Annotated in this window: 25 protein-coding genes; 8 read left to right on the top strand and 17 right to left on the bottom strand. The window is 70.7% G+C overall.

The window, feature by feature from the left end; all coding sequences use genetic code 11:
* The first annotated feature begins 13 nt into the window (after nucleotides 1–13).
* The 3 genes from ctaD (at nucleotide 14) to H8F25_RS07745 (ending at nucleotide 2,829) form a co-directional block, all read left to right on the top strand.
* On the top strand, nucleotides 14–1,684 hold the full coding sequence (gene ctaD / locus H8F25_RS07755; protein ID WP_197212979.1) for a cytochrome c oxidase subunit I: 1,671 nt from the start codon (nucleotides 14–16) through the stop codon (nucleotides 1,682–1,684).
* Nucleotides 1,685–1,788: 104 nt separating this feature from the next.
* Nucleotides 1,789–2,313 (top strand): cytochrome c oxidase subunit 3, encoded by a 525-nt coding sequence (locus H8F25_RS07750; protein WP_231597333.1) that lies wholly within the window; start codon nucleotides 1,789–1,791, stop codon nucleotides 2,311–2,313.
* Between the two features lie 153 nt (nucleotides 2,314–2,466).
* Nucleotides 2,467–2,829 carry an AbrB family transcriptional regulator gene (locus tag H8F25_RS07745; RefSeq protein ID WP_197213596.1) on the top strand — a complete coding sequence of 121 codons (363 nt, stop codon included), beginning with the start codon at nucleotides 2,467–2,469 and terminating at the stop codon, nucleotides 2,827–2,829.
* Nucleotides 2,830–2,905: 76 nt separating this feature from the next.
* On the opposite strand, the gene H8F25_RS07740 is transcribed toward H8F25_RS07745, so the two are convergent.
* Together H8F25_RS07740 and H8F25_RS07735 are read right to left on the bottom strand one after the other, a co-directional pair.
* Nucleotides 2,906–3,493 (bottom strand): DUF308 domain-containing protein, encoded by a 588-nt coding sequence (locus H8F25_RS07740; protein ID WP_197212977.1) that lies wholly within the window; start codon nucleotides 3,491–3,493, stop codon nucleotides 2,906–2,908.
* A gap of 350 nt (nucleotides 3,494–3,843) precedes the next feature.
* Entirely contained in the window at nucleotides 3,844–4,530 is a 687-nt protein-coding gene (locus H8F25_RS07735) for a riboflavin synthase (protein WP_197213594.1), read from the bottom strand.
* 68 nt (nucleotides 4,531–4,598) lie between these two features.
* On the opposite strand from H8F25_RS07735, the gene H8F25_RS07730 reads away from it, so the two are divergent.
* On the top strand, nucleotides 4,599–5,195 hold the full coding sequence (locus H8F25_RS07730; protein ID WP_197212976.1) for a bifunctional nuclease family protein: 597 nt from the start codon (nucleotides 4,599–4,601) through the stop codon (nucleotides 5,193–5,195).
* 146 nt (nucleotides 5,196–5,341) lie between these two features.
* Nucleotides 5,342–6,427 carry an aldo/keto reductase gene (locus tag H8F25_RS07725; protein ID WP_197213592.1) on the top strand — a complete coding sequence of 362 codons (1,086 nt, stop codon included), beginning with the start codon at nucleotides 5,342–5,344 and terminating at the stop codon, nucleotides 6,425–6,427.
* A 217-nt stretch (nucleotides 6,428–6,644) separates the two neighbouring features.
* Here the strand turns inward: H8F25_RS07725 and H8F25_RS07720 are convergent, their stop codons facing one another.
* From H8F25_RS07720 to topA, 5 genes are all read right to left on the bottom strand, one after another.
* Nucleotides 6,645–7,769 carry a twin-arginine translocation pathway signal gene (locus tag H8F25_RS07720; RefSeq protein ID WP_231597259.1) on the bottom strand — a complete coding sequence of 375 codons (1,125 nt, stop codon included), beginning with the start codon at nucleotides 7,767–7,769 and terminating at the stop codon, nucleotides 6,645–6,647.
* A 70-nt stretch (nucleotides 7,770–7,839) separates the two neighbouring features.
* Nucleotides 7,840–8,970 carry a nicotinate-nucleotide--dimethylbenzimidazole phosphoribosyltransferase gene (locus H8F25_RS07715; RefSeq protein WP_197212974.1) on the bottom strand — a complete coding sequence of 377 codons (1,131 nt, stop codon included), beginning with the start codon at nucleotides 8,968–8,970 and terminating at the stop codon, nucleotides 7,840–7,842.
* Between the two features lie 13 nt (nucleotides 8,971–8,983).
* Nucleotides 8,984–9,643, bottom strand: a complete 660-nt coding sequence (locus H8F25_RS07710) for a DUF2232 domain-containing protein (RefSeq protein WP_231597258.1) — start codon at nucleotides 9,641–9,643, stop codon at nucleotides 8,984–8,986.
* Between the two features lie 3 nt (nucleotides 9,644–9,646).
* Nucleotides 9,647–10,276, bottom strand: a complete 630-nt coding sequence (locus H8F25_RS07705) for a hypothetical protein (RefSeq protein ID WP_197212973.1) — start codon at nucleotides 10,274–10,276, stop codon at nucleotides 9,647–9,649.
* Nucleotides 10,273–13,020 (bottom strand): type I DNA topoisomerase, encoded by a 2,748-nt coding sequence (gene topA / locus H8F25_RS07700; protein ID WP_197212972.1) that lies wholly within the window; start codon nucleotides 13,018–13,020, stop codon nucleotides 10,273–10,275. The genes H8F25_RS07705 and topA overlap by 4 nt, the downstream gene beginning before the upstream one ends.
* Nucleotides 13,021–13,197: 177 nt before the next feature.
* On the opposite strand from topA, the gene H8F25_RS07695 reads away from it, so the two are divergent.
* Together H8F25_RS07695 and H8F25_RS07690 are read left to right on the top strand one after the other, a co-directional pair.
* Entirely contained in the window at nucleotides 13,198–14,736 is a 1,539-nt protein-coding gene (locus H8F25_RS07695) for an NAD(P)H-quinone oxidoreductase subunit N (RefSeq protein ID WP_231597332.1), read from the top strand.
* A 129-nt stretch (nucleotides 14,737–14,865) separates the two neighbouring features.
* Nucleotides 14,866–15,546, top strand: coding sequence for an ABC transporter ATP-binding protein (locus H8F25_RS07690; RefSeq protein WP_231597331.1), 681 nt, complete (start codon nucleotides 14,866–14,868; stop codon nucleotides 15,544–15,546).
* 126 nt (nucleotides 15,547–15,672) lie between these two features.
* Here the strand turns inward: H8F25_RS07690 and H8F25_RS07685 are convergent, their stop codons facing one another.
* The 5 genes from H8F25_RS07685 to H8F25_RS07665 form a co-directional block, all read right to left on the bottom strand.
* The gene (locus H8F25_RS07685) at nucleotides 15,673–16,953 is read right to left on the bottom strand and encodes a M23 family metallopeptidase (RefSeq protein WP_197212969.1); all 1,281 of its coding nucleotides are present in this window, start codon (nucleotides 16,951–16,953) and stop codon (nucleotides 15,673–15,675) included.
* 265 nt (nucleotides 16,954–17,218) lie between these two features.
* The gene (locus H8F25_RS07680; RefSeq protein WP_197212968.1) at nucleotides 17,219–18,049 is read right to left on the bottom strand and encodes a biotin--[acetyl-CoA-carboxylase] ligase; all 831 of its coding nucleotides are present in this window, start codon (nucleotides 18,047–18,049) and stop codon (nucleotides 17,219–17,221) included.
* Nucleotides 18,050–18,059: 10 nt separating this feature from the next.
* Nucleotides 18,060–19,271, bottom strand: coding sequence for an aminotransferase class I/II-fold pyridoxal phosphate-dependent enzyme (locus H8F25_RS07675; RefSeq protein WP_197212967.1), 1,212 nt, complete (start codon nucleotides 19,269–19,271; stop codon nucleotides 18,060–18,062).
* Entirely contained in the window at nucleotides 19,258–19,608 is a 351-nt protein-coding gene (locus H8F25_RS07670) for a co-chaperone YbbN (RefSeq protein WP_197212965.1), read from the bottom strand. Before H8F25_RS07670 ends, H8F25_RS07675 begins: the two co-directional genes overlap by 14 nt.
* A 147-nt stretch (nucleotides 19,609–19,755) precedes the next feature.
* On the bottom strand, nucleotides 19,756–20,529 hold the full coding sequence (locus tag H8F25_RS07665) for a PspA/IM30 family protein (protein ID WP_197212963.1): 774 nt from the start codon (nucleotides 20,527–20,529) through the stop codon (nucleotides 19,756–19,758).
* A gap of 110 nt (nucleotides 20,530–20,639) precedes the next feature.
* On the opposite strand from H8F25_RS07665, the gene H8F25_RS07660 reads away from it, so the two are divergent.
* Nucleotides 20,640–21,284, top strand: coding sequence for a DUF721 domain-containing protein (locus tag H8F25_RS07660; protein WP_197212961.1), 645 nt, complete (start codon nucleotides 20,640–20,642; stop codon nucleotides 21,282–21,284).
* A 69-nt stretch (nucleotides 21,285–21,353) separates the two neighbouring features.
* Here H8F25_RS07660 and H8F25_RS07655 read toward each other — a convergent pair whose 3' ends face one another.
* The 5 genes from H8F25_RS07655 to pyrF all read right to left on the bottom strand — a co-directional run bounded on the left by H8F25_RS07655 (nucleotide 21,354) and on the right by pyrF (nucleotide 26,568).
* A complete protein-coding gene (locus tag H8F25_RS07655) occupies nucleotides 21,354–21,917 on the bottom strand; it encodes a DOMON-like domain-containing protein (RefSeq protein WP_197212960.1) in 564 nt (187 codons plus the stop codon).
* Between the two features lie 5 nt (nucleotides 21,918–21,922).
* On the bottom strand, nucleotides 21,923–23,089 hold the full coding sequence (locus H8F25_RS07650; RefSeq protein WP_231597257.1) for a phosphotransferase enzyme family protein: 1,167 nt from the start codon (nucleotides 23,087–23,089) through the stop codon (nucleotides 21,923–21,925).
* Nucleotides 23,090–23,203: 114 nt separating this feature from the next.
* Nucleotides 23,204–24,664, bottom strand: coding sequence for a flavin monoamine oxidase family protein (locus tag H8F25_RS07645; RefSeq protein WP_231597256.1), 1,461 nt, complete (start codon nucleotides 24,662–24,664; stop codon nucleotides 23,204–23,206).
* 80 nt (nucleotides 24,665–24,744) lie between these two features.
* A complete protein-coding gene (locus tag H8F25_RS07640; protein ID WP_197212956.1) occupies nucleotides 24,745–25,755 on the bottom strand; it encodes an outer membrane protein in 1,011 nt (336 codons plus the stop codon).
* A 66-nt stretch (nucleotides 25,756–25,821) separates the two neighbouring features.
* The gene (gene pyrF / locus H8F25_RS07635; RefSeq protein ID WP_197212954.1) at nucleotides 25,822–26,568 is read right to left on the bottom strand and encodes an orotidine-5'-phosphate decarboxylase; all 747 of its coding nucleotides are present in this window, start codon (nucleotides 26,566–26,568) and stop codon (nucleotides 25,822–25,824) included.
* Nucleotides 26,569–26,573 lie beyond the last annotated feature (5 nt).

The raw sequence follows: 26,573 nt of genomic DNA, 5'->3' as shown, positions 1-26,573 counted from the left end.
ACACAACTTTCCGATGACCGTCGCCACTCCCGGCAGCTTCGAAGGCCCAGGCCTGCAGCCGCAGGGCTGGCTGCGTTACTTCAGTTTCAGCCTCGATCACAAGGTGATCGGCCTTCAGTATCTGGTCACCGGCTTTCTCTTCTATTTCCTCGGTGGTGCGCTGGCCGGTGTGATCCGCACGGAGCTGGCGAGTCCGATCAGTGATTTCGTCAGCCGCGACACCTACAACGAGGTGCTCACCCTCCACGGCACGGTGATGATCTTCCTGTGGATCGTGCCGGTGGTCAACGGTGCTTTCGGCAACTATCTGATCCCGTTCTATGTCGGCGCCCGGGACATGGCCTTCCCGAGGCTCAATGCCGTCGCCTTCTGGCTGATTCCTCCTGCCGGGCTGCTGCTGATCAGCAGCTATTTCCTGGCGGGCGGAGCCGCCCAGTCCGGCTGGACGGCCTATCCACCGCTGAGCCTGACCACGCCGGCGCTGGGTCAGGTGATCTGGATTCTGAGTGTGCTGCTGCTCGGCGGCAGCTCGATCTTCGGCGCGATCAACTTCATCGCCACCATCCTCAAGCTGCGGCGTCCTGGCCTGAAGATGATGCAGCTGCCGATGTACTGCTGGGCCATGCTCGGCACCAGCATCCTGGCCGTGCTGTCGACGCCGGTTCTGGCCGGCACGCTGGTGCTGCTGAGCTTTGACATCATCGCCCACACCGGTTTCTTCAATCCGGCGCTAGGCGGCAATGTGGTGGTCTATCAGCACCTGTTCTGGTTCTATTCACACCCAGCCGTCTACATCATGGTCCTGCCCGCCTTCGGGCTGGTCAGTGAGATCCTGCCGGTGCATGCCCGCAAGCCGCTGTTCGGCTACACGACGATGGTCTACTCCATCATGGGCATCGTCGTGCTGGGCCTGATCGTCTGGGCGCATCACATGTTCACCAGCGGCACGCCGCCGTGGATGCGCCTGTTCTTCACGATCGCCACCTCCTTCATTGCCGTTCCAACGGGCATCAAATTCTTCAACTGGCTGGCCACACTCTGGGGCGGCAAGCTGGCACTGAACAGCGCGATGCTGTTTTCCTGTGCCTTCATCGTCAATTTCGTGTTCGGTGGCATCACCGGTGTCGCCCTTGCCCAGGTGCCGTTCGACATCCACGTGCATGACACCTACTTCGTGGTCGGGCACTTCCATTACATCGTCTACGGCGGCACGGTCTTCGTGATCTTCGCTTCCATCTATCACTGGTATCCCAAGTTCACCGGCCGCATGCTGAATGAATCCCTTGGCCGGCTTCATTTCCTGCTCACCTTCATCGGCTTCAACCTCTGCTTTGCTCCCCAGCACTGGCTGGGTCTCAACGGAATGCCGCGCCGCGTCGCTGAGTACGACCCCAGCTTCACCACCCTCAACCAGGTCAGCAGCGTCGGTGCCTTGCTGATGGCCCTGAGCACCCTGCCCTTCCTGATCAATGTGATCGTCAGCGCTTTCAACGGCGCTGTCGCCGGCGACAATCCCTGGAAGGCGCGTACGCCTGAATGGCTCACCACTTCACCGCCCCCGGTCGAGAACTGGATCGGTGCCGCGCCCCTGGTGGAGCATCCCTACGGTTATGGCGAAACCGCCGCGGCGCTCGACATCCGTGCCGCCAGCGCCGAACAGATCTGGAGCGGAGATCAGCGATGAGCACCACCACCCCGGGATCCACCTCCGCCCCCCTGGCTGCCAGCGACCCTGCCCTGGCTCCGGCCCATGCAGCCGGCCACGCTGAAGAACACGTCGACGCCCGCATGTTCGGCCTCGCCACCTTCCTGATGGCCGACGCGATGACCTTTGCCGGCTTCTTCGCGGCCTATCTCACCTTCCGCGCGGTCAATCCGCTCCCCGAGGGCGCCAATTTCGATCGGGAGCTGCTGCTGCCCACGATCAACACCGTTCTGCTGCTGGTCAGCAGCCTCACCTTCCATCGGGCCGGATCGGCGTTGCGGCGTGGGGAGTCCTCGGGCTGCCGCACCTGGCTGCTCCTGACCGTCGGCCTCGGGGCTGCCTTCCTGGCCGGTCAGATGGTGGAGTATTTCAACCTTCCCTTCGGGCTCACCGACAACCTCTTCGCCAGTACCTTCTACGCACTCACCGGTTTCCACGGCCTGCACGTCACGCTTGGTGTGATCTGCATCCTGATCGTCTGGTGGCAGGCGCGGCCAGGTGGTCGTCTCACTGCCTCCGAGCACTTCGGCCTTGAGGCAGCTGAGCTCTACTGGCACTTTGTCGATGGGATCTGGGTTGTCCTCTACGGCATCCTTTATCTGCTCTGAGCCGCTTCAGGCTTGGCGCCGTCGATGCCCCGGCCGGTTCCATGTTTCCAGCGCACGGCAAACCTTGGCGGTCCGCGCCGTTCTCCGCCACAATCCGGCAGTTGTCGCCACCGACCCATGGCTGCTGGCAGAAGCGCGGACGGGGCGGGCCCGATGCTTGAAGGCAAGGCCCTGCTCGACAAGGCACGCTCCCTGAGCAATCGTCCCGAGGACCAGATCGCCCGGGCCTGCGGGTACGTCGGCCCCAGCGGCCGGGTGCTCAAGAAGAGCTTCTACAGGGCCCTGGTCGCGGCCAAGGGCTACACCCTCCCCAGCACCCTGGCCGGGGGAGGCTTCAGCAAGGGGCGCCAGGCCGAGTTCCGCACCCGTGTGCACGGCAATGGCAATCTGTTGATCGGGCAGGCCTACACCCGTCGCATGGGTCTGGAACCTGGCCAGGAGTTCCGCATCGAGATCCACCACGAGACAGGCGCCATCTGGCTGCTCCCGCTCGAGGACAACGGATCTCAGGACTGAGAGGGAGCTGGTCGTCCGCCCGGACGGGCAGGGCTTTCACAGGATTCCTGCCCCCCGGATCCTTCACCCCACCGGTTCAGGAACTGCGGCGGTGGAAGCTGGCGCTGAACACCAGCAGATCGATGCCGCTGAACAGGAAGCTGATGCCCACCAGCAGACCCAGGACCCCCATCAGGGCAAGCGGCTTCATTGTCAGGATCAGCAGGCCGAGGATCAGGGTGACAATGCCGTTGGTGAGTCCCCAGCCCCAGCCTCTGACCTGACGGTTGCCCAGGGCGACAACGCAGGCCACGAGCCCCTCGACCAGGAACACCACCCCCAGAGCCAGGGCAAGGCTGGCCACCTGTCGGGCCGCGCCCTCCGGACCGGAGGCGATCTGGGTGACGATCCAGGAGCCGGTGATCACGAACAGGGTGGCCACCACCAGCCGCCAGAAGCACACCAGCTTCTGCAGTCGGCTGGCGCGAGCCAGGGTGCTCACCCAGCTGACCAGTCCACCGACCAGGAAGGCGATCCCGAGCATCGCGGCGATCCATTTCGAGGCCAGCACCGGGCAGGCGAGCGCCAGCACCCCGAGCACCAGCAGCAGGATGCCCTCGGCCAGGGTGAGGCCGGCCAGGGTGTCTTCGGCGTTGGCCCTCGGGTCTGGGAGTTCGGCGTTCATGGCGCCCGGCAACAGCTGCCGACAGGCTGACAAGGACTGGGCTGAGCGGCAACGCCGCTGTTGCGCTCCGCTGCGCGAGGGCCTCGCCGGGGGGCTTGGAGGTGATCCGGCGCCACCCCGGCCTGGTGCGTCCGGATCGGGCGCCCCGTCCATGGATGGCGGCTTGGAACGGTCACTTGGGAGGGATCGATGCCGCGATGGAACGGCCGTGCTCCACCGGTGCAGGCCGTGCCGTTTCCGGCGGTGATCAGCTGCAGAGCGGTCCTGGCGCCGTTGCTCCCGCCGCCGGTCCTGCTGTTCAGCCATGAGCAGGGGAGGGGTCTGTGCGCCTCCGGTTCCTGTCAGGGGTGTCAGCTGCCCCAGCCGTGCTCCGCCAGCCAGCCGGCGGACAGATCCCCTTCCCCTGCGCTGGTCTCAGCTCCTTTCAGGCGATCGGCGAGCAGCCGTTCGGCGTACTTGGCCAGCAGGTCGGCCTCCAGGTTCACCGCATCGCCTTCGCGGCGATCCGTGAGGGTCGTGCTCGCCCACGTGTGGGGGATCACCGCGATCCAGAACGCGCCGCCATCCGGCTCGCAGCCCGCCACGGTCAGGCTGATGCCGTCCACCGCCACCGAGGCCTTGGAACAGATGTAGCGGCCGAAGGAGGGATCGCGCCAGGCCAGGCCCAGCCGCCAGGAGCCCGCCTCGCGGCGGATCTCCCTCACGACCCCCAGTCCATCGACATGGCCGCTGACCAGATGGCCACCGAGCCGGTCGGCCAGGCGCAGGGCGGGTTCGAGATTGACGCGGCTGCCGGCGGCGGCCCGCTGCGCCAGGGCGCTGCGCCGCAGCGTCTCCTCACTCACATCGGCCCGGAAGCCGGCCACCCCGCCATCCCCCGCCGGAAGGCATTCGGCCACGGTCAGGCAGATGCCATCGACCGCGATGCTGTCCCCCAGCGCGATCGCTCCGAGTGCGCCGCTGGTCTCCAGCCGCACCCGCACGCCACCGGTGCAGCGTTCGAGGTGCCCGAGAGCCCGCACCAGACCGGTGAACATCCGCCGTGCCATCCGCTCTGGCCATAATCACCGTACGCGCTGCGACACCGCCGAGGAGCGAAGCGACCATGGTCGAGATGCGGGTGGCGGGAATCGCCCTGGATGCAGCGAGCCGCAGTCCGATCGTGCTGCTGCGCGACCCCTCCGGGCGCCGTCAGGTGCCGATCTGGATCGATCAGGCCCAGGCCCACAATATCCTCGCCGGGCTCGACCATGAGCGCCCCCCCCGCCCCCTCAGCCACGATCTGATGGTCAGCCTGCTGGAGGCCGGTGGGCTCACGCTGGAGCGGGTGATCATTCACACGATCGAGGAGAACACCTTCCGGGCCGTGCTCAAGCTGCGCAATGCGGCTGATGAGCCGCAGGAGCTGGATGCCCGCCCCAGCGATGCCATCGCCCTGGCCCTGCGCACCGGCAGCGGCATCTGGATGCTGGAGGAGGTGGTGGCGGACGCCTCGATGCCCGTCGATGCCGAGGCCGATGCCGAGGAGGAGGAGGACTTCCGCCGCTTCCTCGAACGCACCAGCCCCGCCGAGCTGATCCGGCATCTGCGCAGCAGCGGCGGAGCTGAGGCCGGACCGGATGTCGATGCCGAACCCGGCTCCGGCGGTCAGGAGCCGCCCGGTGGAGAGGAGGGGGAGAGCGGTGCCCCGGACGTGTCCTGAGGGTGCCTGAAGACCACCGCACTGCCGCCCCCGAGGGCGGTGACCACAGCGGAGCTGCGGAGCCCGGCGAGGGGAGTCAGGTGTCAGGACCCGAGCCGCGTCCCTTCGGGGCGGGGCCTCCGGTCAGCCCCTTCACCCTGGGCACGATGCGGGCGCTGGACAGTCCAGCGCAGATGGCGGCGGTGCTCGACGCTGCCGTCTGCGCAGGCATCAACCACGTCGAGACCGCCCCTGCCTACGGCCCTGCGGAGGTCTTTCTCGGTGCTGCCCTGCAGCGACTGGCCCAGCGCGATCTGATCGGCCGGCGCGCTCTGGTGCTCACCAGCAAGCTGCTGCCCGGCACGGCCGTGGAGTCGGCGCGCGAGCAGCTGCGGGCCCTGCTGGCCAGGCTCGCGATCCCCCGCCTCGACAACCTGGCCGTGCATGGCCTCAACACTCCGGAGCACCTGGAGTGGACATTGCGGGGCGATGGCCGCGAGCTGCTCGCCTGGGCCGAAGGCGAGGGGCTGGTGGGCCAGGTGGGCTTCTCCAGCCACGGCGCCACGGCCCTGATCGAGGAAGCGCTGGTCTCCGGGCGCTTCCGCTTCTGCAGCCTGCATCTGCATCTGTTCGACCAGGAACGGCTGCCCCTGGCCCGTGCCGCGCTGACGCAGGGCATCGGCGTGATGGCGATCTCCCCGGCCGACAAGGGGGGGCGTCTCTACGACCCTCCGGCGGAGCTGCTGGCCGACTGCGCTCCCTTCCATCCCCTCGAACTGGCCTACCGATTCCTGCTGGATCAGGGGATCTCCACCCTCACCCTGGGTGCGGCCCAGCCCGCCGATCTGGCCTGGGCCCGGGCAATCACGGCCACTCCTGCCGCGCCAGGGGCCTGGCTGAGCCCGGAGCAGCGCCTCGCCCTGGAGCGTCTCGCGGCGGCCGGCCGCGAGCGGTTGGGGGAGAGCCTCTGCGGCCAGTGCCGCCGGTGCCTCCCCTGCCCGAACGGGGTGCCGATCCCGTCGCTGCTGCGGCTGCGCAATCTCGCGGTGGGGCATGGCATGGTGCCGTTCACCAGCGAGCGCTACAGCCTGATCGGCCGTGCCGGTCACTGGTGGGAGCAGGTCGATGCCAGCGCCTGTCAGCGGTGTGGCGACTGCCTGCCGCGCTGTCCGCTGCAGCTGCCGATTCCCGAGCTGCTGGCCGACACCCATCGCCTCCTGGCGGCACCGCCCCGGCGACGTCTCTGGGGGTGAGCCGCTTCGGGGTTGTGTGACCTGAGTCGCTCCGTCGGCCTCCAGGGTTGCGTCCCGGTCGGGCTGGCCCGGGCCCGGTTCCCGTCCTGGCGCCGCCGGCTCCGGGGGCCGAGGGCGTCTTGATGGTGCTCACCGGCAACGCCCCCGCTGCTCTCCGGCGGACGGTCCTGTGCTGCCCGAATCGCTCGCTCAGGGGGCACGGCGGGCCGGAGGAGGCTCAGGGCGGGGATGGTGCCGCTTCATCCCAGAGCTGTTGCAGGTTCCGGCGTTCCTGCTCCGTCAGCGGCGGGAGGCTCCAGCAGCGCTGCAGCACGGCATCGGGCGGGACCAGCAGCTGCCGTTGCTCGCCCGGCAGGGAAGCGGCCGCAGCCTCCAGCTGCGGCCTTGGCAAAGGGGGCACCCAGCCTGCGGCCAGCAGGCGCGGCAACAGGGGGGGCTGCAGTGCCGCCTCCAGCCAGGTCAGGGGAGATGGTGCCGAGGAGCCGGCGGGTCGCAGCAGCAGATTCCAGCCCAGAGGGGCACCCTGGACCGGCAGCACCACGGCCAGGCGTGGATCACTGCGCAGCAGTGGCACCGCCCGGCGGCGCGGCAGCACCATGGCCTCTGCTTCCCCTGTGAGCAGCAGGCTGAGGCCGTCGCGCTCGTCATTGGCCAGGGTGGCGCGGCGCAGCTGGCGCAGTCTCTGGGGGTCTGCCTCCACCAGCGAGATCGTCAGGCGCGGGCTGGAGGGCATCACGAGCCGTCCGCGCAGGCTGGGGTCCAGCAGCAGGCCCCAGCCCTCCTCATGGCGCCGGGCCAGGTCGGGGCGGTCGCGCAGCAGCAGCACCCATGGATCCACCGCCCACGGGAAGGCCAGAGCCGGGGCGCCTTCCGGAGCGAACAGGCGGCTGACCGGGCCCGCCAGGGGGGCCAGGCGGCTCAGCAGCTCGGGTGCGCCGAACGGCTGAAGCACGGAGGCGGGCAGGGCGGTGGCCCAGCCATCCCAGAGCTGCGCCAGATCCGGACGTGCTGTCGCCGCGCCAAGCACGCTGCGGCTGACCGCCGCCGGCTCCTCCAGGGTCTGCAGGGTCCAGTCGCGCGGCAGCCGAGCCGTCCACAGCGCCGGCAGGTCCCTGCGGCTTGCCGCCAGGCGATGGCGGTCCTGACGGCAGCCGCCCAGCAGCAGCGGCAGAGCTGCGGCTCCCAGCTGGAGCAGCTGGCGGCGGGGCAGGGGGGAAACGGCCATCGCCGGACCGTAGGTCGCCACGGCCTGGGCGCGCCGTCGGTTCAGCGGCGGCGCTTCCTCACCGGAGCCGCGGCGGCTCACCAGCCGGGCTGGATCCGCTCGGCGGGGTCCTTCCATCGGTTGCCGCCTTCCCCGCCCAGACGGAGGTTGTGCGGATCGTTCGCTGGGGTCCCTCCCCACGGCGTGGTCATTCGCCCAGCAGCTGCCGGCAGGCCCGGTCGCAGCCCGCCGCCAGATCCGCCGGGCTGCCGCCGCGCAGCTGCCACAGCAGTGCCAGGCCGCCGGCACCCACCCCCTCCTTCACATAACCGCGCTCGTAGTCGCGCAGGGCCCGATGGCAGCCGGCGCCGAAGCGCAGTCCGGCGGCGAAGGCCAGCGGTTCCACCTGCCAGCGCTCCCCGATTCGTGCCAGCAGCCGCTCCAGATCGCTGCCGGCTTCCTCCGCCACCCAGGCGGTGGTGACCACGGCGGCATGGCGGCTCAGGGCCTGGCGCTGCTCGGCCGGTGCCAGGGCCAGGGCCAGGGCCAGCACCGCGGCCATCTGACTGCCCCCGGCCAGCAGCACCGGCAGGCCGGCAGCGGCGGTCGTGAGGGTGAGGCTCGCTGCCAGGGGTTGCATCGCATCCCCGACGGCGGCCACCACGGCGGCGGGCGTCGCCTCGGCTGGCAGCCGGGCGGCCGTCAGGCCACGGCGCACCAGCATGCTCTTGAGCCCATGGGCCGGCTCCCGCAGGCTGCCGCTCACCAGCCCTTCCACCTCCAGCCCCAGGCCGCTGAGCAGCGCCTGGGCCGTGCTGGTGCCGCCGGGTACGCATTCGGCCAGCAGCAGCGGCCGTCCCCGAGCCACCAGCCGCTGTCCCCAGCGGCGGCCGAGCTGCAGCAGGGCCTCCACCCGCTGGGGTGGCAGGGCAGCGCCGCCGCTGAGGCAGGCGGCCACGCCGCCGCCGGCAGCGCCCGTCGGCCGCAGATGGGGAACGGCCGGCGCCTCGCTGCAGCCGAGGTCGATCACCAGAGGCTCCAGCCCCAGGGCCTCGATCACCACATGGCTGATCAGGGCGGGACTGACGCCCGCCGGCAGGGGGGGAAGGGCATGGGGCCGGGGGGCGAGGGGGCCGTACAGCAGCAGCTCGGCATCGGCGGCGGCGGTGCGGCGACGGCTCTCGGGTGTGGAGCCGGCAGCCGAGATCCCCTCCACCGCGGCGGTCTCCGTGGCCGCCAGCAGCAGCAGGGGCAGCGGCAGCGACCTGTCCGGTGCCCAGGCCCGCTGCCAGGCGGTGGCGACGTCGATGGGGCCACAGAGGCGGCGCGCCGCGCTCATGGACGCTCCGATGTCACAGGGGATCGAGTGCCACCAGGGCCTCCAGCGCCCGCGGCGGCTGAGGAATCGGCGCCTGCAGGCGCGGGAAGATCCAGTAGGCGACCGCATGCAGGCAGAGCACCACCAGCAGGTTCTGGACCAGAACCAGGGCCAGGGCCATCAGCTGCACCTGGCCCAGATCGAAGCCGGGGCCCAGCGACAGCAGCGACAGCAGCCGTTCGAGCAGACCGGCGGCGGCGGTGGTGACCAGCACCCAGAGGTTTTCACCCAGCAGCAGCGACAAGACCGCCACCCGCACCAGGAAGCCGAGGGCGCCGATCAGCCCGCCGAGCGACAGGGTCAGCCACCAGCTCAGCCCTTTCCGCCACCCCCAGCCCAGCCAGAGAGCCAGACAGCCATAGGGGAAGAGCATCAGCAGCCCGCGGATCGGACCCATCAGCGCCAGCAGCAGCAGGGACGCCACCAGCACTCCCTCGACGGCGCAGCGCCAGCCGTGGCGCAGCTGAAGCAGCGCCAGGGGCAACGGCAGGGCCAGGCGGAACAGGGGGCCGCCGACCGGCAGGTAGTACAGCGCCAGCCAGAGCAGGGCGGTGGCGGCAGCCAGGTAGGCGGTGTCCATCAGCTGGCGCGCCTGGCGGGGACTGAGCTGACGGTCGGGACGGTGGGGCGGCATGGCTCAGCGGGGCTCCGGAGCCGGCCGGCTGACGGGCGCCTGGGGGACGGAGGGAGTGCCCTCGCGCCCGAGCCGTTCGATCGTCTCCACCTCAAAGGGCACACCGGCGGCGCGCAGGGCCTGGGTGACTACTTCGGCGGGGGCGGCGGAATCGGCCTGGGGCAGCAGGATCGTCACCCGGTAGGGGGCAGGCCGGGGAGGCTGGCTCGATGACGGGGGTGCGGCGGGTGCGCCGGGCTTGCCGCTCGATGGGCGGGAGCCTTGGGCAGGGCCTGCTGCAGGGACGGGCTTGGAGGCGGCGGTGCCGTCGGGTTTGTCGCTTCCGGCCCCGCTGGTAGAGGTGCCGGCGGCCGCTGTCGCCCCATTCCCAATACCCGTCGAGGTGGGCCCGGTGGAGGCGGCGGGTTGGGGTGTGGCCGTTCCTGCCGGGGCCGGGGAGCTGGTGCCGGAGGGCGCGGCTGTGGGGGGATCGGCGGCAGGGGCGCTGGAAAAGCTGCGCGACAGCGCATCCCCGAAGCGGGTGCCGCTGCATCCCGCCAGGCCCGGCAGCAACAACAGCGCCAGAAGGCAGGCTCCCCGGCGGCGGGCCGAAGGGCTGGGGCGTGACGCGGCGGGCGGTGGGGGGCTGCTCAACTGCCCGCGGGTTTGATCACCCGCACGGCGCTGGCGCGCAGGCGGCCGGTCTTCGTGGTGGCCGGCGGTTTGCTGGCGCGGGCAGCAGGGGTCTTGCCGGCCGTTGTCTTCCCGGCGGCGCTGGTCGCCTTACCGGTGCCGGCGGTCTTCGTGCCGCGACCTTTCCCCTTGCCGCTGGCAGCCTTGGCCGCCAGCAACTCCACCGCCTGTTCCAGCGTGATCGTCTCGGCGGTGCTGCCCTCCGGGAGGGAGGCATTGACCTTGCCCTGTTTGACATACAGGCCATAGGGGCCATCGAACAGCTGGATCGCTTCGCTGCCGCCCTCGGGGGTGCCCAGGTCCTTCAGCGCCGTGCGACCACCGCGGCCCCGTTTGGGTGTCGCCAGCAGCTCCAGGGCGCGGCTCAGACCGATCACCAGCACATCGTCCTCGGCCTTGAGGGAGCGGTAGTCCTTCTCGCCTTTGCCCTTGTGATGCACCACGTAGGGGCCGAAGCGCCCCAGCCCGGCCTCCACCCTGCCGCCATCGGGATGGTCGCCGAGCTGGCGGGGCAGCCGCAGCAGGCCGAGGGCATCCTCGAGGGTGAGATCTTCGGGTTTGACGCCCTTGGGCAGCGAGGCGCGCTTGGGTTTGGGGTTCTCCTCGCTGACCTGACCGCGCTGCAGGTAGGGGCCGTACTGGCCGAACAGCAGGTAGATGGCGTCGCCGGTCTCCGGATCCTCGCCGAGCGCTTCGGGGCCATCGGATTTCTGGCGGAGGATCTGCTCGGCCTTCTCGGCGTCGAGATCCGCGGGGGTGATCTCCTGGGGCAGGGTGGCCTTGAGCAGCTCCTCGCTGCCGTCGTCCGCCACGCGCTTGGCTTCCAGGTAGGCGCCGAAGCGGCCGATGCGCACCACGCAGGGCAGGTCGTCGAGAGCGACGGTGCGGGAGGCGCCGGGATCGATGTCACCCTCGCGCTGCTGCACCTGGGTCTCCAGGCCCTTCTCGCCCTTGTAGAAGGCCTCCAGGTAGGGCAGCCACGACACCTTGCCATGGGAGATCTCATCGAGGGTGCTCTCCATCCGGGCGGTGAAGCTGGTATCCACCAGATCGGGGAAGTGCTCCTCCAGCAGGGCTGTGACGGCGAAGGCCGTGAAGCTGGGGATGAGGCTGTTGTTCTGGAGCGTGGCGTAGCCGCGGTCGACGATGGTGCCGATGATCGAGGCGTAGGTGGAGGGGCGGCCGATGCCTTCCTTCTCCAGCATCTTCACCAGGGCGGCCTCGCTGTAGCGCGCCGGCGGCTGGGTCTGGTGGCCGAGGGCCTCCACCGCCTTGCAGGCGGGGCTGTCGCCCACCTTCAGCGATGGCAGCAGCACCTCCTGGCCCTCGATGGCGGCGTTGGGATCGTCGCTGCCCTCCACATAGGCGCGGAAGAAGCCGGCGAAGTCGATGCGCTTGCCGCTGGCCCGGAAGGTGGCCGGGGCGAGAGGCGAGCCCGGGGCGCTGGCCTCCAGATCCACTGCCAGCATCGTCAGCCGGGCATCGGCCATCTGGCTGGCGACGGTGCGCTTCCAGATCAGGTCATATAGCGCCAGTTCACGGCCATCGAGGCCGGTTTCCGCGGGGGTGCGGAAGCTGTCGCCGGCGGGCCGGATCGCCTCGTGGGCCTCCTGGGCATTGCGCGCCTTGGTGGAGAACTGGCGGGGCGCCGGGCTGAGGAAGTCCTGGCCGTACTTCTCGCTGACGCAGTTGCGGGCGGCGTTGATCGCCTGGTCGGAGAGGTGCACCGAATCGGTGCGCATGTAGGTGATGAAGCCCCGCTCATACAGCGCCTGGGCGGAGCGCATCGTCTCGCGGGCCGAGAGGCGCAGCTTGCGGTTCGATTCCTGCTGCAGGGTGCTGGTGGTGAAGGGCGGCACCGGCTTGCGGGTGGTGGGCTTCTCCTCCACCGCCGCCACGGTCCAGCTGCCGCTCTCGATCGCCTGGCGCAGGGTCTGGGCCTCGTCTTCGGCGAGCAGGCGCACCTTGCTGCCGGCCTTGAGGGCGCCGGTGTTCTCATCGAAATCGGAGCCGCCGGCGATGCGGCTGCCGTTGACGTGGGTGAGCTTGGCCTCGAAGCTGCTGCCGGCCTGCTCCAGGCGGGCCTTGAGATCCCAGTAGGTTCCGCTGCGGAAGGCGCGGCGCGCCCGCTCGCGCTGCACCAGCAACCGCACCGCCACCGACTGCACACGGCCGGCGGAGAGGCCCCAGGCCACCTTCTTCCAGAGCAGTGGCGAAAGGGTGTAGCCCACCAGCCGGTCGAGGATGCGACGCGTCTCCTGGGCGTGGACCAGCTCCATGTCGAGGTCGCGGGTCTCCTCGAGCGCACGGCCGATCGCCGATTTGGTGATCTCGTGGAACACCATCCGCTTCACCGGCACCTTCGGCTGGAGCAGCTGCAGCAGATGCCAGCTGATCGATTCGCCCTCGCGGTCCTCGTCCGTGGCCAGCAGCAGCCGGTCGGCTCCCTTGAGGGCGTCCTTGAGTTCCTTCACCACCTTTTTCTTGTCCTTCGGCACCACATACAGGGGCTCGAAGTCGTTGGCGGTGTTGACGCCGAGGTTGGCCCACTTCTCGCCTTTGTGGGCGGCGGGAATCTCGCTGGCGTTGTTGGGCAGATCGCGGACGTGACCCATCGAGGCCTCGACGCGGTAATCCTTCGGCAGGAACCCCCGGATGGTGCGTGCCTTCGTAGGGCTCTCGACGATGACCAGTGTGTGGGCCACGGGCAGGGGCGTTACCGCTTCCTTCTTTATCGCACCGGCTGCCGGGGTGTGGAAGGCGGTCGCCGCGCGCACCCGTCCCCTCCGGCTGGGGTCGCTACAGTCGCGCCCACCAAAGCCCTTCCCCAAGTGGCCGTTCTGCCCCTGGCTGCCACCACGGCCGCCGAAGCCAGCGCCGCCATTGCCGCTGGTCTGAGCACCGGCAGCCTGAACCTTTCCCTGCACGCGGCCGCGATCGCGCCGGAGGGGGCTGTGCTGGTGGCCCTGCTGATCTGCCTGCTGGTGGATCTGGCCGGCGAGCAGGTGGCCAGCCGCTGGGTGCCTCCCATCTGTTACGCGGGCCTCGGCAGCGCCCTGGTGCTGCTGGCGCTGCAATGGAACGTCCAGCCCGAGGCGGCCTTCCTCGGCTCCTTCCTTGCCGACAACCTCGCGATCGCGTTCCGGGCGGTGGTGGCTGCGTCCACGCTTGTATCCCTGCTGCTGAGCTGGCGCTATGTGGAGCGCAGCGGCACGCCGGTGGGCGAATACGCGGCGATCCTGCTGGCGGCCACCCTCGGAGGAATGATTCTCTGCGGCGCCACAGACCTGGTGAGCATCTTCATCTCCCTCGAGACCCTCTCGGTCTCGAGCTATCTGCTGGCGGGCTACATGAAGCGCGACGCCCGCAGCTCCGAGGCAGCGCTCAAGTACCTGCTGGTCGGATCCGCCGCTGCCGCCGTGTTCCTCTACGGCGCCTCCCTCCTCTACGGGGTCAGCGGTTCCACCAGCCTCGAGACGATCGGTCTTGCCCTGCGCACCGCCGATACCCCGATCACGGCTCTGGCCCTGGTGTTCGTGCTGGCCACGGTGGCCTTCAAGATCGCAGCCGTGCCGTTCCACCAGTGGACGCCGGATGTGTACGAGGGCTCGCCCACACCCGTCGTCGCCTTTCTGTCGGTGGGTTCGAAGGCCGCCGGTTTCGCCCTTGCCCTGCGCATCCTGGTGGGCTGCTTCTCCAGCTTTGATGAGCAGTGGAAGTTTCTGTTCACCGTGCTCGCCGTGCTGAGCATGGTGCTGGGCAACGTGGTGGCTCTGGCTCAGACGTCGATGAAGCGGATGCTGGCCTACAGCTCCATCGGTCAGGCCGGTTTCGTGATGATCGGTCTGGTCTGCGGCACGGAAGAGGGATACGCCGCCATGGTGCTTTACATGGCGGCTTACCTGTTCATGAACCTGGGGGCGTTTGCCTGCATCATCCTGTTCTCGCTGCGAACCGGCAGTGACCGCATCGCTGATTACGCCGGCCTTTATCAGAAGGATCCGTTGATCACCCTCGGTCTGAGCCTCTGCCTTCTCTCGCTCGGTGGCATCCCGCCGATGCTCGGTTTCTTCGGGAAGATCTATCTCTTCTTCGCCGGCTGGGCCGATCATCAGTATCTGCTTGTCGTGGTTGGCCTGATCACCTCGGTGGTCTCGATCTACTACTACATCTCGGTGATCAAGATGATGGTGGTCAAGGAGCCTCAGGAGGCATCCGACGCTGTCAAGAACTATCCCGCGATCACCTGGAATCTCGCTGGCATGCAGCCTCTGCGCGCCGGCCTTGTCACCTGTGTCGTGGTGACCGCCGTTGGCGGCATCCTCTCGAGCCCTCTGTTCGACTGGGCCAGCTCCACGGTTGCCGGGACACCGATTCTCCAGCAGGCATTGGCCAACATCCCCTCGCTTCCTGTGGGCTGATTCTCGATGCAAGAGCCGAAGGAACCCCTGTCAATCCGCTCGGCCGGCTCCGCCCCTGCCGCTGTTGCATCCAGGCAGGAGCAGCCTGAACACCACAGCAACGCTCAGGAAGCGGCTGCCGTCGCCGAGATGCGCGACATCTGCAAGGTCTATGGCAGTGGTCCCACGGAGGTGCGTGCTCTCGACCACCTGTCGCTGAGGGTCAACCGTGGGGATTACCTGGCGATGATGGGATCGTCGGGCTCGGGCAAGAGCACCGCGATGAACATCCTGGGCTGTCTGGACCGTCCGACCAGCGGTACCTACCTGCTGAACGGCACGCCGGTCCAGGATCTCAACGAGGACCAGCTGGCCGATCTGCGTAATCAGGATCTTGGGTTCGTGTTCCAGCAGTTCCATCTGCTGCCCCAGCTCACGGCTCTGGAGAACGTGATGCTGCCGATGATCTATGCCAATGTTCCCCGCCAGGAGCGCCGGGAACGGGCGACCGAAGCTCTCATCCGTGTCGGACTGTCGGCGCGTCTCGACAACCGCCCCAATCAGCTGTCCGGTGGCCAGCAGCAGCGGGTGGCCCTGGCACGGGCCATCATCAATCAGCCCGTCCTGCTGCTCGCCGACGAACCCACCGGAGCGCTGGACTCAAGCACCACCCGTGAGGTGCTCGATCTGTTCGACGAACTGCACGATCAGGGCATGACGATCCTGATGGTGACCCATGAAAAGGATGTCGCCGATCGCGCTCAGCGGGTGATTCAGTTCCGCGACGGCCGCATCACCGAAGCCCTGGGGGACTGGCTGCGCACGGTCTGAGGAGCGGCGTCCGCTCCCCCCATCCCGGTCGCTGTCGCGCACGCCCTGGATGAGTCTCCAGGCCGTTTCCTCTCCCTGGGGACGGCGGCGAAGGGCTGACGGGGCCCTGGACGGCCACAGCCCGGATCAGCCCTGGCTCCGGGGCGGCAGGGGAGCAGGCGCCGGCAGGCTGCGTTGCGGTGGCAGCGGTTGGCTGGGGCTCGGGGCGGCGGCGGCGTTGCCGAGGGGACTGCGTGGTCGCTCCAGGGTCTGCACCAGCTGACCCACGAGCATGGCCACTGCATCGTTGGGCATCGCCCCGGGCAGGCCCGGCTGCCCGGGCGGGAACATGCCACCTGGATCCAGCGGGCCGGGATCCACCGCCACCCAGCCGCCCTGCTGGGGCAGTCTGAGCTCGAAATGCAGATGTGGGCCGGTGCTCAGGCCGGTGCTGCCCACACGGCCGATCACCTCGCCCTGGCGCACCACCTGCCCCTCACGGACATAGAGCTCCGAGAGGTGGCCGTAGAGGGTGCGGCGACGCGGGTTGGCGTGTTCGACCTCGACTGCCAGGCCGTAGCCGCCGGCAAGTCCGCTCATCACGACACGCCCGCTCAGGGCGGCGACGACCGGGGTGCCTTCCGGGGCCGCCAGATCCTTGCCGGCATGCATCAGCCAGCTTCCGAGCACCGGATGCAGGCGCCAGCCGAACTCGCTGCTGGTGACCGCCGAGCCGATCAGCGGGAAGATCAGTCCCAGGTTGCCGTTCCCGGCGATCGGCGCCGGCCGTGGCGTGCGGCCGAACACATCGGTGAGCCGGAAGCTGCCAGCGGCCCCCGAGAGCAGCGCCGACACCGGCACCGAGATCGGGGGCAGGGGGGCCGCGTCGGTGCGGAACCCGGCGGCGGTGAGGGTGCCGGAGGACCCGGGCAGATCACCACCCTCCAGTCCGCCGGGGAGGTCGCCGCGCCCGCGGCCGCGCATCACCACGCCAGTGCTGCATTCCTGCTGGGAGAGAGCACCACTGCTGCAGGCTTCACGGCGCTGGGCGTTCATCGGCCCCAGCAGACCGCGGTGGACCCGCACGCGCTCATTCGGGGAAACGATTCCTTCGCGGACCAGGGCATCGAGGGAAGCGTCGAAACGCTGGGGCGTCTGAGCCCGTCGTTGCTCCGCGCCGGGTCGCAGCGGCGAGGGTGCGGGAACCGCTGCGGGAGCGGCCGTCACCGGAGCCGGCGGTGGGGCGGGAGCCGGGGTGGGGGCACTGAGGGCGGGCTCCGTCGCGGAGATTGAGGCAGGCTCCTGCGACGGGGCAGACGGCATCAGCGGAGCCGATTCGCTCTGGGCGAGCACCAGGCCACCGGAGAGAACGGGGCCCATCGCCAGGGCCCCCAGAGCGGGCAGGAGCGTACGGGGGTTGGCTGGCATCGGTCGAAGGAAGGCTGGTGGGTGACGGAACAGGCGCCGCCAGTCTGCCGGCGAGATGTGACACGCAATTTAAGGAATGGTCCCCGGATCCGGCCCGGGTGGCCGCCGGAGGGGCAACCGGCGCTGGCCAGCCCTGGGTGTGACGTCGGTGCCGAAGCGCGATCCCTCCCCGTTGGCCGCGCGGAGGCTGCCCGGAACCGGGGTGATGATGGCGCGCCGGAGGTGTGCCGCCACCGGCCCGTGGCGGCCGCAGCTCGGCCGGAGGTCAGTCCGGTTCAAACCGCCGGTGCAGACGCTGCCGTTCGTCACCGCGGGCCAGCACCAGGGCGCCGTCGTCGGCCAGGCCGTGGGGCTGCCACCCGTCGCCGGCTGCCTGCCAGCTCTGCGGGGTGACCAGCAGGCGCTGCTCGGCCAGCTGCCGCACCCAGGTGGGTTCCGCCGCCGCAGCCATCGCCCACTCGAGAGCCATCAGCACAGTCGTCGCCAGACGGTGCGGCTGGGCCCGCCTCAGGCCGAGGCTCGATCGCAGGTTCGTGGCGCCCGCCGGCACCGGGTTGCAGCCGTTGAGGCCGATGCCGATGCGGGCCCAGCGGATCGTGCCTCCCCGCAGACGCAACCTCGGCAGCAGGCCGGCCAGCTTGGCCGGCCGCCCGTCCGGGCTCGCCAGCAGTAGATCGTTGGGCCATTTCAGCCGTAGCTCCAGCCCGAGCGCTTCGAGCTGCAGCGCCAGGCCCACCGCCACCGCCAGCCCCGGGGCCGCCGCGAGGGATGGATGGCTCGGCCAGGGCAGGGCGGCGCTGAGCCAGACGCCTCCGGCCGGCGAACTCCAGTGGCGCCCCTGCTGGCCGCGGCCGAAGCGCTGCCGCCGGGCGATCACCGCCAGCGGGCCGGGCAACGGATCGTCCGGGTCGGGTGTCAGCCGGTGCAGCCAGCGGTCCAGCTCGATCTCGGTGCTGGCGCACACCGGCAGGCTTCGCAGCCGCCAGGTAACCGGCGTCGCCGATGGGCAGGCCGGTGCCGGCTGCAGCGTCACGTCGGCCCGATGGTCCGGCCCATGGCGCAGGCGCCGCCGCTCGCGCGCCAGCGCCCCGTTCATCCTGCTGGCCTCACAGCTGCCGCAGCCACTGGCCGATCCGCTCGGCGCCCTGCTCCAGCTGCTCGATCGGGTGCACCAGGGCCAGCCGCTGCCAGCCCTCGCCGCCGGGTCCGAAACCGTTGCCCGGCGTCAGGCACACCCCCGTGCCCTCCAGCAGGGCGGCGCAGAACGTTTCTGAATCCATGCCGCGGGCCCGCTCCGGCACGGGCAGCCACAGATAGAGCGCCATCGAGGGCAGCGGTACCGGCCAGCCCAGGGCTTCGAGGATCGATGCCATCCGGTCGCGCCGCTCGCGGTACACCCCGCGCAGCATCGCGGGCCAGTCGGCCGCCTGCTCCAGGGCGGCGATGGCGCCGGCCTGCAGGGCGAGCGACTGGTTGAAATCGACCACGCCCTTGAGCTGGCGCAGGGCAGTGATCAGCCAGGGGGCGCCGATGGCGAAGGCGAGCCGGTAGCCGCCCAGGCACCAGCTCTTGGAGAAGGAGAAGAATTCGATGCCGCACTCCCGCCAGGCCGGGTGGCGCAGCAGGGCCGGCGCCTCGCCCTCGAGGGCCAGATCCACATAGGGGTTGTCGTGGGCCAGCACGGCGCCGTGCCGCAGGGCCCGCTCCACGGCCTGATCCACCCAGGCCTGCTCGCCGGTGGTGGCCGTGGGGTTGTGGGGGAACCCGAGCACCATCAGCCGAATCGCGTCCCAGTCGGCGTCTGACACACGCCCGAAATCCGGCCGCCAGCCTTGATCGGCCTCCAGCGGCAGCAGCACCGGCCGGGCCGAGGCCAGATGGAGGCCGCCCATGTGCGAGGGGTAGTAGGGATCGAGCAGCAGGGCCGCGTCGCCGGGATCGAGAACCGCCAGGGGCAGGTGGGCCGTCCCCTCCTGGGAGCCCACCAGCAGCAGCACCTCCGTCTCCGGATCGACCTGCACCCCGAAGCGCCGCTGGGCCCAGGCGGCCACGGCCTTGCGGAAGGGCAGGGTGGCGCCATGCAGGCAATAGGAGGCGCTGGCGGGCTCGCTCAGGGCTGCCGCGATGGCGTCGAGGGCCACCTTGGGCGGCTGCAGATCGGTGGAGCCGAGCGACAGATCCAGCAGCGGCGGCAGGCCGTTGCGCTCACAGGACTGGCGGTAGGCCAGCTTGCGCAGGTCGTTGCGGGCGAAGACGCCGCTTCCCAGTCGGGCGACCCGCCCGCTCACCCGCTGGGAGACGCGCTCAGAGATGGGCATCCAGGAAGGCCTGCAGCTGGGGCTTGGCCATGGCGCCTTCGTGGCGGGCGATCTCCTCGCCGTTCCGGAACAGGATCAGGGTGGGCAGGCCCTGGATCTTGTACGTGTCGCGGATGGCGGGGTTGGGGTCGGCCTCGAGCTTGCCCACCCGCAGCTGCTCGCCGTAGGTGCTGGCGGCCCAGTCCATCAGAGGAGCCATCAGCCGGCAGGGCCCGCACCAGGGGGCCCAGACATCGACGAGCACGGTGCCGGGAGCGGCCAGTACGTCGGTGGGAAAGCTGGCGTCGCTCAGCGTCAGAACGGCTGAGCCCTGGGCGGTGTTGCTGTCGCTCGACACGGCGTTCCCGGTTGCTGTGGGGCCGATTGTATGGAGCGGGATGGGGCGGGCGCAGCCGCCGCCCGAACGGCCTGTTGCCGGGGGCCCGCAGCCGCGGCGGGGGTGCGTCCGGGGACCAGTGCCCGGGCGCAGGCCCCGGTTCGTGGCTCAGAGCTTGTCGATCGAGCGGCGCAGCGCTTCGAGCTCGGCATCCACTTCGGCGGCCTTGGCGGGCTCCAGCTGAGCCACCGGGGCGTTGTCAGCCGGCAGGGCGATGGGGGGCTTGCCGCCCTCGAGCTGGTTCTTGAGCGCGGCGAGCTCGTCGTCGACGCTGCTGCCGCCCAGAGCAGCGAACTGGCTCTCCAGATCGGCGCCGGCCAGCTCGGCGGCCGCCTGACTGCGGGCCTCCATCGCCAGCACCTTCTCCTCCATCTGCTCGAAGGCGGCCATCGACTTGTTGGTGCCGAGGCCGCTCACGGCGCTCTGCAGCTGCTCCTGGGCCTGGGCCGCCTGGGCGCGGGCCTTGAGCATGTCCTTCTTGGTCTTGGCCTCGGCGATCTTGCCTTCGAGCGCCGTCAGGCTGCGCTTGAGCGTGTCCACCTGGCCGGCCTGGGCTGTCAGCTGGGCATTCAGCGAGGCGGCGGTGTCGGCGTAGGTCTTGCGGCGGGTGAGGGCCTCGCGGGCCAGGTCGTCGCGGCTCTCGCGCACCGCCAGCTCGGCCTTCTGCTGCCACTGGCCGGCCTGGGCCTCGGCCTGCTCCGCCTGGTTCTGCAGGCGCTTCTGGCTGGCGATGGCGGTGGCGACGGCCTGGCGCAGCTTGACCAGGTCCTCCTGCATGTCGACCACGGACTGGTCGAGGATCTTGACCGGGTCCTCGGCCTTGCTCACCAGGTCGTTGAGATTGGCGCGCAGCAGGCGGCTGAGCCGATCGAAGAAGCCCATGGTCGAGGGTTGGGGCGAGGCCCCGACAGTAGCCACCGAGGCGGGCAGCGGCCGGTGCGGGTTGCAGCGGTTTGCCGCCCCTGGCCGGGGGGGCGCCCTAGCCTGCGCCGATGGACCGACCCGGCCGCTCAGACCAGCCTGTCTCCGGCCCGTCCGGTCGTCCGCGCCGGATCGCCGCCGGCCGTCGCCGCGGAGGCGAGACGGGGGCGGAAAACCGTCGTTTCGGCAACCTGTCGCTGCTGCTGCCGCCGCGACGGGCCCCCGCCACCCCCCTGGCCGCCTGCCTGGACGGGCTGCAGCAGGAGTGGAAGCAGGAGGGGCGGATCGCGGCGCTGTGGCAGGCCTGGCCGACGATCGCCGGCCCCCAGCTGGCGCCCCACTGCCGGCCGCTGCAGCTGCAGGGGGATCTGCTCACGGTGGGGGCCGCCCCCGGCCCCTGGCTGCAGGCCCTGCAGTACAACCGCCACCAGTTGCTGGGATCCCTGCGCGGTGCCGGCTTCAGCCTGCGTGATCTGCGTTTCCGCCAGGTGCATGCCACGCCGCTGCCGCCGCCGGGCAGCAGCCAGGAAGAGGAGGCCTGGGCCCTCCATCCCAGCCGCGTGGATGTGCATGGCCTGGCTGACTGCCCCGCCTGCGGCCGCCCCGCCCCCGCCGGCGAGATGGCTCGGTGGGGCCATTGCAGTTTCTGCCGCCGGCAGGTGCTGGCGGAGGCGTTGCGCGGTCCTTCCCCCACTCCCGGGGGCCTGGACGCCTGAGGCCCTGGCGGCCGACGACAGGACGATGGGGTGTGGCGCCGCTGGTTGCGCTTGCCTGCGTGTGCGGGCTCAGAGCCGCAGGGCGAAGCCGCCCCGATGGTGGAAGTCGGCCTGCGGGCAGGGGTGGCGCAGGGCCCAGTAGCTGATTGCAGCATCCCGGTTCGCCACGACGGCGGTGACCGCGAGCTCCAGAGCGGGCGCCATCGCCAGCGGCGGCGGCAGGACCAGGCAGACCTCGAACTCCAGCACCCCGGAGTGATCCCTGCGCTGCAGCCGGGGGGCTTCGGGGCAGGCGGGTTCCGGGCGGAGTCCCTCGCGATAGGCGTCCAGCTGATAGAGGTTCCAGTCGCCCGTGGGAGAGACGTTCAGCTCCCAGTAGCCCGGATCCTCGGGGAGGGCCAGGAAGCACTCCAGGCAGGTGGTCTGCCAGAGCCCATCGAGCCGCCCTGGGGTGGCGTCCCGCTCCGGGATCCGCAGCTGCTGCAGCGGACCGCTCAGGGTGTAGCGCAGGGTGAGGCACTCACCGTCGCGGCCGGCACTGCCGCGGATCCCCAGGCCCTCCGGCGCCGGCTCCCCCGGGAAGGGACTCAGCTCGTAGGGAACCGTGGCGGCGGCAGGATCCGGCGTCGGCATCGGGATCAGGCCGCGCTCGCCTGCCGGCGCAGGCGCTCGACCAGGGAGCGGATCTCCCCCTGCTGTGTCTCGATGCTCTCGGTGAGGCGGAACTGCACCAGGGCGCGCTGCAGGTTGTGGCGCGGCCGGCTGGTGCGGAAGTAGACGTCGCCGGCCAGGTGATCGGTGAAGAAGCGCAGCCCCAGCTCCAGGCTGAGCAGCCGGATCGCGTCGGGGATGTGGTCGTAGTCGGCGTCCTCCAGGAAGCGGTGGGCCCGGCTGATGTAACCCTCCAGGACCCCCTCGCACAGCTCCAGGTCGAACCGAACCGAGCGCCAGTCATCCGTCTCTTCGCCCAGCCGGTTGCAGCCGGAGCGCAGGCAGTCGCCGATGTCGTAGTGGATCAGGCCAGGCTTGACGGTGTCGAGATCCACCAGGGCGATCGCGTCGCCGCTGTCGCTGTCGAACAGGATGTTGTTGACCTTCGGATCGCCGTGAATCGGCCGCTGGCGCAGCCTGCCGGAACGCTGAGCCTCCTCCAGCACCGGCATGAAGGCCTCACGGTCGCGGATGAAGGCGATGCAGTGCTGGGCCTGGGGTGTGAGCGGCACCTCGGTGCGGCGCAGCACCCGCTCGAAGGCGGCCAGATAGCCGGGGGTGACGTGGAAGCCTTCGAGTGTGTCGGCCAGCTCGGCGGTGGGCAGGTCGTGGATGAGGCTGTGGAAGGTGCCCAGGGCACGACCCACCTGCAGCGCCTGGCGGTGGCCTGTGATGGTGTCGACCGAGCGGGAGCGCGCGATGAAGGTGAGCAGCCGCCAGACCTGGCCACCCTGCTCAAGACACGGGGCACCGCTGCCGCGCACCGGCACGACCCGGGGCAGCTCCCAGCGTCCGCCGGCGGCGGCCAGGGCGCCGGGGCGGTCGAGGTGCTCGCCCAGCCGCCGGATGTTGGCCATCACCAGGTCGGGCCGGGGAAACACGCGGGTGTTGAGGCGCTGCAGCACCAGTGCCTGAGGGCCTTCGGAGGCGGGGGGCAGATCCACGCGCCAAGTGTCGTTGACGTTGCCGCTCCCCAGTGGTGCTATCGATCGCACCGGTGCGGGCAGCGCGAAGGATCCGGCAATCTCCAGGAGTTCAGGATCGACCGACTTCTGCGTCGGCGTCAGGATCAACGCGGCTCGGCTCTCGTCCACGGGCCACCTGCCTGAATCGTCGCCCCAACGTCTCACGACGGGACTGGTCACGCCCGCCGGCTCCTGCCAGTCCGGCAGCTGGGACAGAGGCACGGCGCCTGGGGCTGCCGCCCTTCACCCCGAGGCCATCCGCTGGCCGTTGTCGCTCAGGGCTTGCCTGACCGCCTCAGCGGCCGCCTCACCGCTGCGCACGGCCCCGTCGAAGAAGCCGGCCCAGCGCGTCGCCGTTTCGGTGCCGGCCCAGTACACCCGTCCATGGGGGCGCCGCAGGGCCTCGCCCGCCGCACTCCAGAGTCCCGGGGGCATCCAGGCCGCGTAGGCGCCGCCCACGAAGGGCTCCCTTGGCCAGTCCTGTTCCTGGTAGGCGAGGGGTGAGGCGGCCCGGGGGCCGAACAGCGCCACCAGGTCGTCGAGCACCGCCTGCCGGCGCCGCTCCGCATCGAGCACCGACCAGACGCCGTGGCGATGGCCCACCACGAAGGTGGCCAGCACACCCGCCCCGCTGCGCGGATCGCTGCTGTCCGCGCACAGCTCCAGGGTCGGCAGGTCGCCGATGCCGATGCCCGAGAGCCCCTGCTCGCGCCACCAGGGACTGGCATAGGCGATCAGCACCTTGGCGCAACACCCCATGGCCATGCCGGCCTGGAGCGCCCGGCGATCGGCGGGAAGCTCCGGGGTGAAGGCGATGGCGCTGGCCTGGGAGGGGGGCATGGCCACGATCACCGCCCGGCAGGGGTGGCTGGCCCGGCTGCTCTCCACCCGCACCGGCCAGGCCGCTGCCGGGCTGGCGTCGCCAGCGGCACTGGCGTCGTCCTGCACGATCCGCTGCACCGGCTCCTCCAGCCGCACCGTCCCTGCGTCCAACTCGCTCTCGGCGCCCAGCTCCCCGAGCAGATGGGGCAGCAGGGCACCGGCGCCACCGTGGATCAGCTCCTCTTCCGGGTGCTCGGCCTGCGGAGCACTGCGCTGGCCCCAGAGCACGTGCAGCAGCGACACCTGCTCCGGCTCGGCCGGCCCGAGAAAGCCGACGGCGCGGCAGAAATAGGCGAAATACCAGCGGGCGAAGGGGGTCCGGGTGTTGGCGTCGATCCACTCCTGGAAGCTCCGGCGATCCAGCTCGGCCGCGCCGGCCGCCCTGTGGGGATGCCCATCGGCGGGCAGAGCCGCCGCCAGGGCGTTGAACCGCTCCAGGGCCTGCATGGCGTCGTCCCAGTCCTCCTGCGGCACCGCCGGCGGCTGCCCTTCCGGGAATCCCTGGAAGAAGCCGGAAAAGGTGCAGCGCTCCCCGCTGAAGTGCAGCACGGTCTCCCCGCCGTGGGGCGAGGGGAAGCGCTCCAGGCCGGCGCGATCCAGCAGGGCGAGCATCCGAGTCTGGGTCGGCCCCACCCACTGGCCGCCGAGGTCCACCCAGGCCCTGCCCCCCGGCCACTCCAGCCGGGTTCGCCGGAGCCGGCCACCGGCCCGCGGCGCCGCCTCCAGCACCCGCACGCTCAGGCCCGCGCGCTGCAGGGCGCCGGCTGCCGTGAGGCCCGCCAGGCCGGCCCCCACCACCACCACATCGACGGCCTCCTGCAAGGGAGGCCTCGCTGGATCGGCTCCTTGGGGTGCAGCTTCCTGCGAGGGAGGGGGTTGAGCGGATGCGGAGGCCATGGGGGTCAGAAGGAGTAGCGCAGGCTCATCTGCAGGCCCTGGGTCTGCAGTTCGGTTTCGGTGCCGGCGATGGTGAGGCTGCGGGTGCCCCGCGGGCGAACCACCGTGGCCTTGCCCGACCTGCCGCTCACCGTTCCCAGATCAGTGAAGCGGTAGGCGAGATCGAGGCTGAGACGCTCGCTCAGCGGCACTGCGATTCCTGCGGTGAGCAGGGTGGCGAGGCCGCTGCTGCTGCCGCCGGTGGTGCGTGTCGTGGCGTCCGCGGCGATCGCCGGAAAGCGGAAGTCAAGGCCCTCCAACCGGTTGCGGGCGGCTCCGATGCCCGCTCCCAGGAAGGGACGCACCCCGGCGACGCGTGGCAGGTCGACGTAGGCGACCGCGAAGCCCGCCAGCGAGCTGCCGCTGCCGCTCACGCTCTGGCCTGGACCAGCGCCGAGAAAGTTGCTGCGGCCGTCGAACTGCAGGTGTGGGCGCCAGCTCAGCAGCGCCTCGGCCCGCAGCCAGGGGGTGAAGCGATAGCCGACCGCCCCATCGAGCACCGGGGTCTGACTGAAGGAGCCGAGGGCCTGCAGGCTGCGGCCGTTGTCACCGATCCCGCAGCCGAACAGGGCCGGAGGTGCTGAGGACGCGCAGTCACGGTCGCGCAGTCGGCTGGGGTCGGACCAGTCCAGGCCGCCCCCCAGACGCAGATAGGGGCCCCGCTCTGGCTCGCTCCCCTCGGGCTGTGGCTGTGCCTGGGGTGGAAGCGCGGCCGATGCGGCCGGGATGGTGCCGGCTGGTGATGGGGAGGCGACGGGGCCGGCTTCGGTCGTTGAGCCCGACGGGCTTTCGGCCTGTTGTTGAGCGATCGCGGCCGGCGGCTTCTGCGGCGCGCTGTCAGCGGAGTGCGCCGGAGCCGTGGCCACACCGATCGGGCTGAGTACGGCCGTGATGCCGACGCGGAGGATGAGCGCCCTTCTGCGGTGCTGGCGAACCGTGGCTGTCAGCGAAGCGGTGGGTGGCGCGTTGGGATCCATGGGTGCGGCCGACGCCAGCGGGAGCCCATGGGTTCTACAGGCGATCGCCTCGCAACGGATGAGGCTTCAGGGCAGCTCGGCGCAGCAGGCGGCGAAGGCCGACGCCGGATCGGGGGCGGCGCTGATCGGTCGGCCGATCACCAGTTGGCTGGCGCCGGCTGCGATCGCCTCGGCGGGGGACATCACCCGCTGCTGATCGCCCCGCGCCGCCCCGGCGGGACGGATGCCGGGCGTGACCAGGGCGAAGGGCTCGGGGTGTGCAGCCCGCAGGGCGGCCACCTCCAGCGGCGAGCACACACAGCCGCCGATGCCGGCCGCCGCCGCCAGGCCCGCCAGCCGGGGCACGTAGTGCTCGATCGGTTCCGCGATCGCCAGCTCACCGGCGAAGCGGGCCGCGTCCCAGCTGGTCAGCACCGTCACTGCCAGCAGGGTGGGCGCGGTCAGGCCGGCCGTGGCGGCGGCGTCCTGGGCGGCATCCTGGGCGGCCCGCAGCGCTTCGGCGCCGGCGCAGGCGTGCACGGTGATCAGCCCGGCCCCCAGCCGGGCGGCGCTGCGGCAGGCCCCGGCCATGGTGGCTGGGATGTCGTGGAACTTCAGGTCGAGGAACACCTGCAGGCCCCGCTCCCGCAGGCGCCACACCACCTCGGGGCCGGTGGCGCTGAACAGCTCCAGCCCCACCTTCACCCAGCGCAGCTCGGGGATCGCCTCCACCAGAGCCAGGGCTGACGCGACGTCAGGGCGATCGAGGGCCAGGATGACGCGCTCCGCGGGCTGCTCGCTTCCGCGGTCGACCTGTGCTGCCCGCTGGGTCATGCCCC

The sequence above is a fragment of the Synechococcus sp. CBW1004 genome, assembly GCF_015840715.1.
Taxonomy (GTDB): Bacteria; Cyanobacteriota; Cyanobacteriia; order PCC-6307; family Cyanobiaceae; genus Cyanobium.
This window is presented reverse-complemented; position numbering and strand designations above follow the sequence as displayed.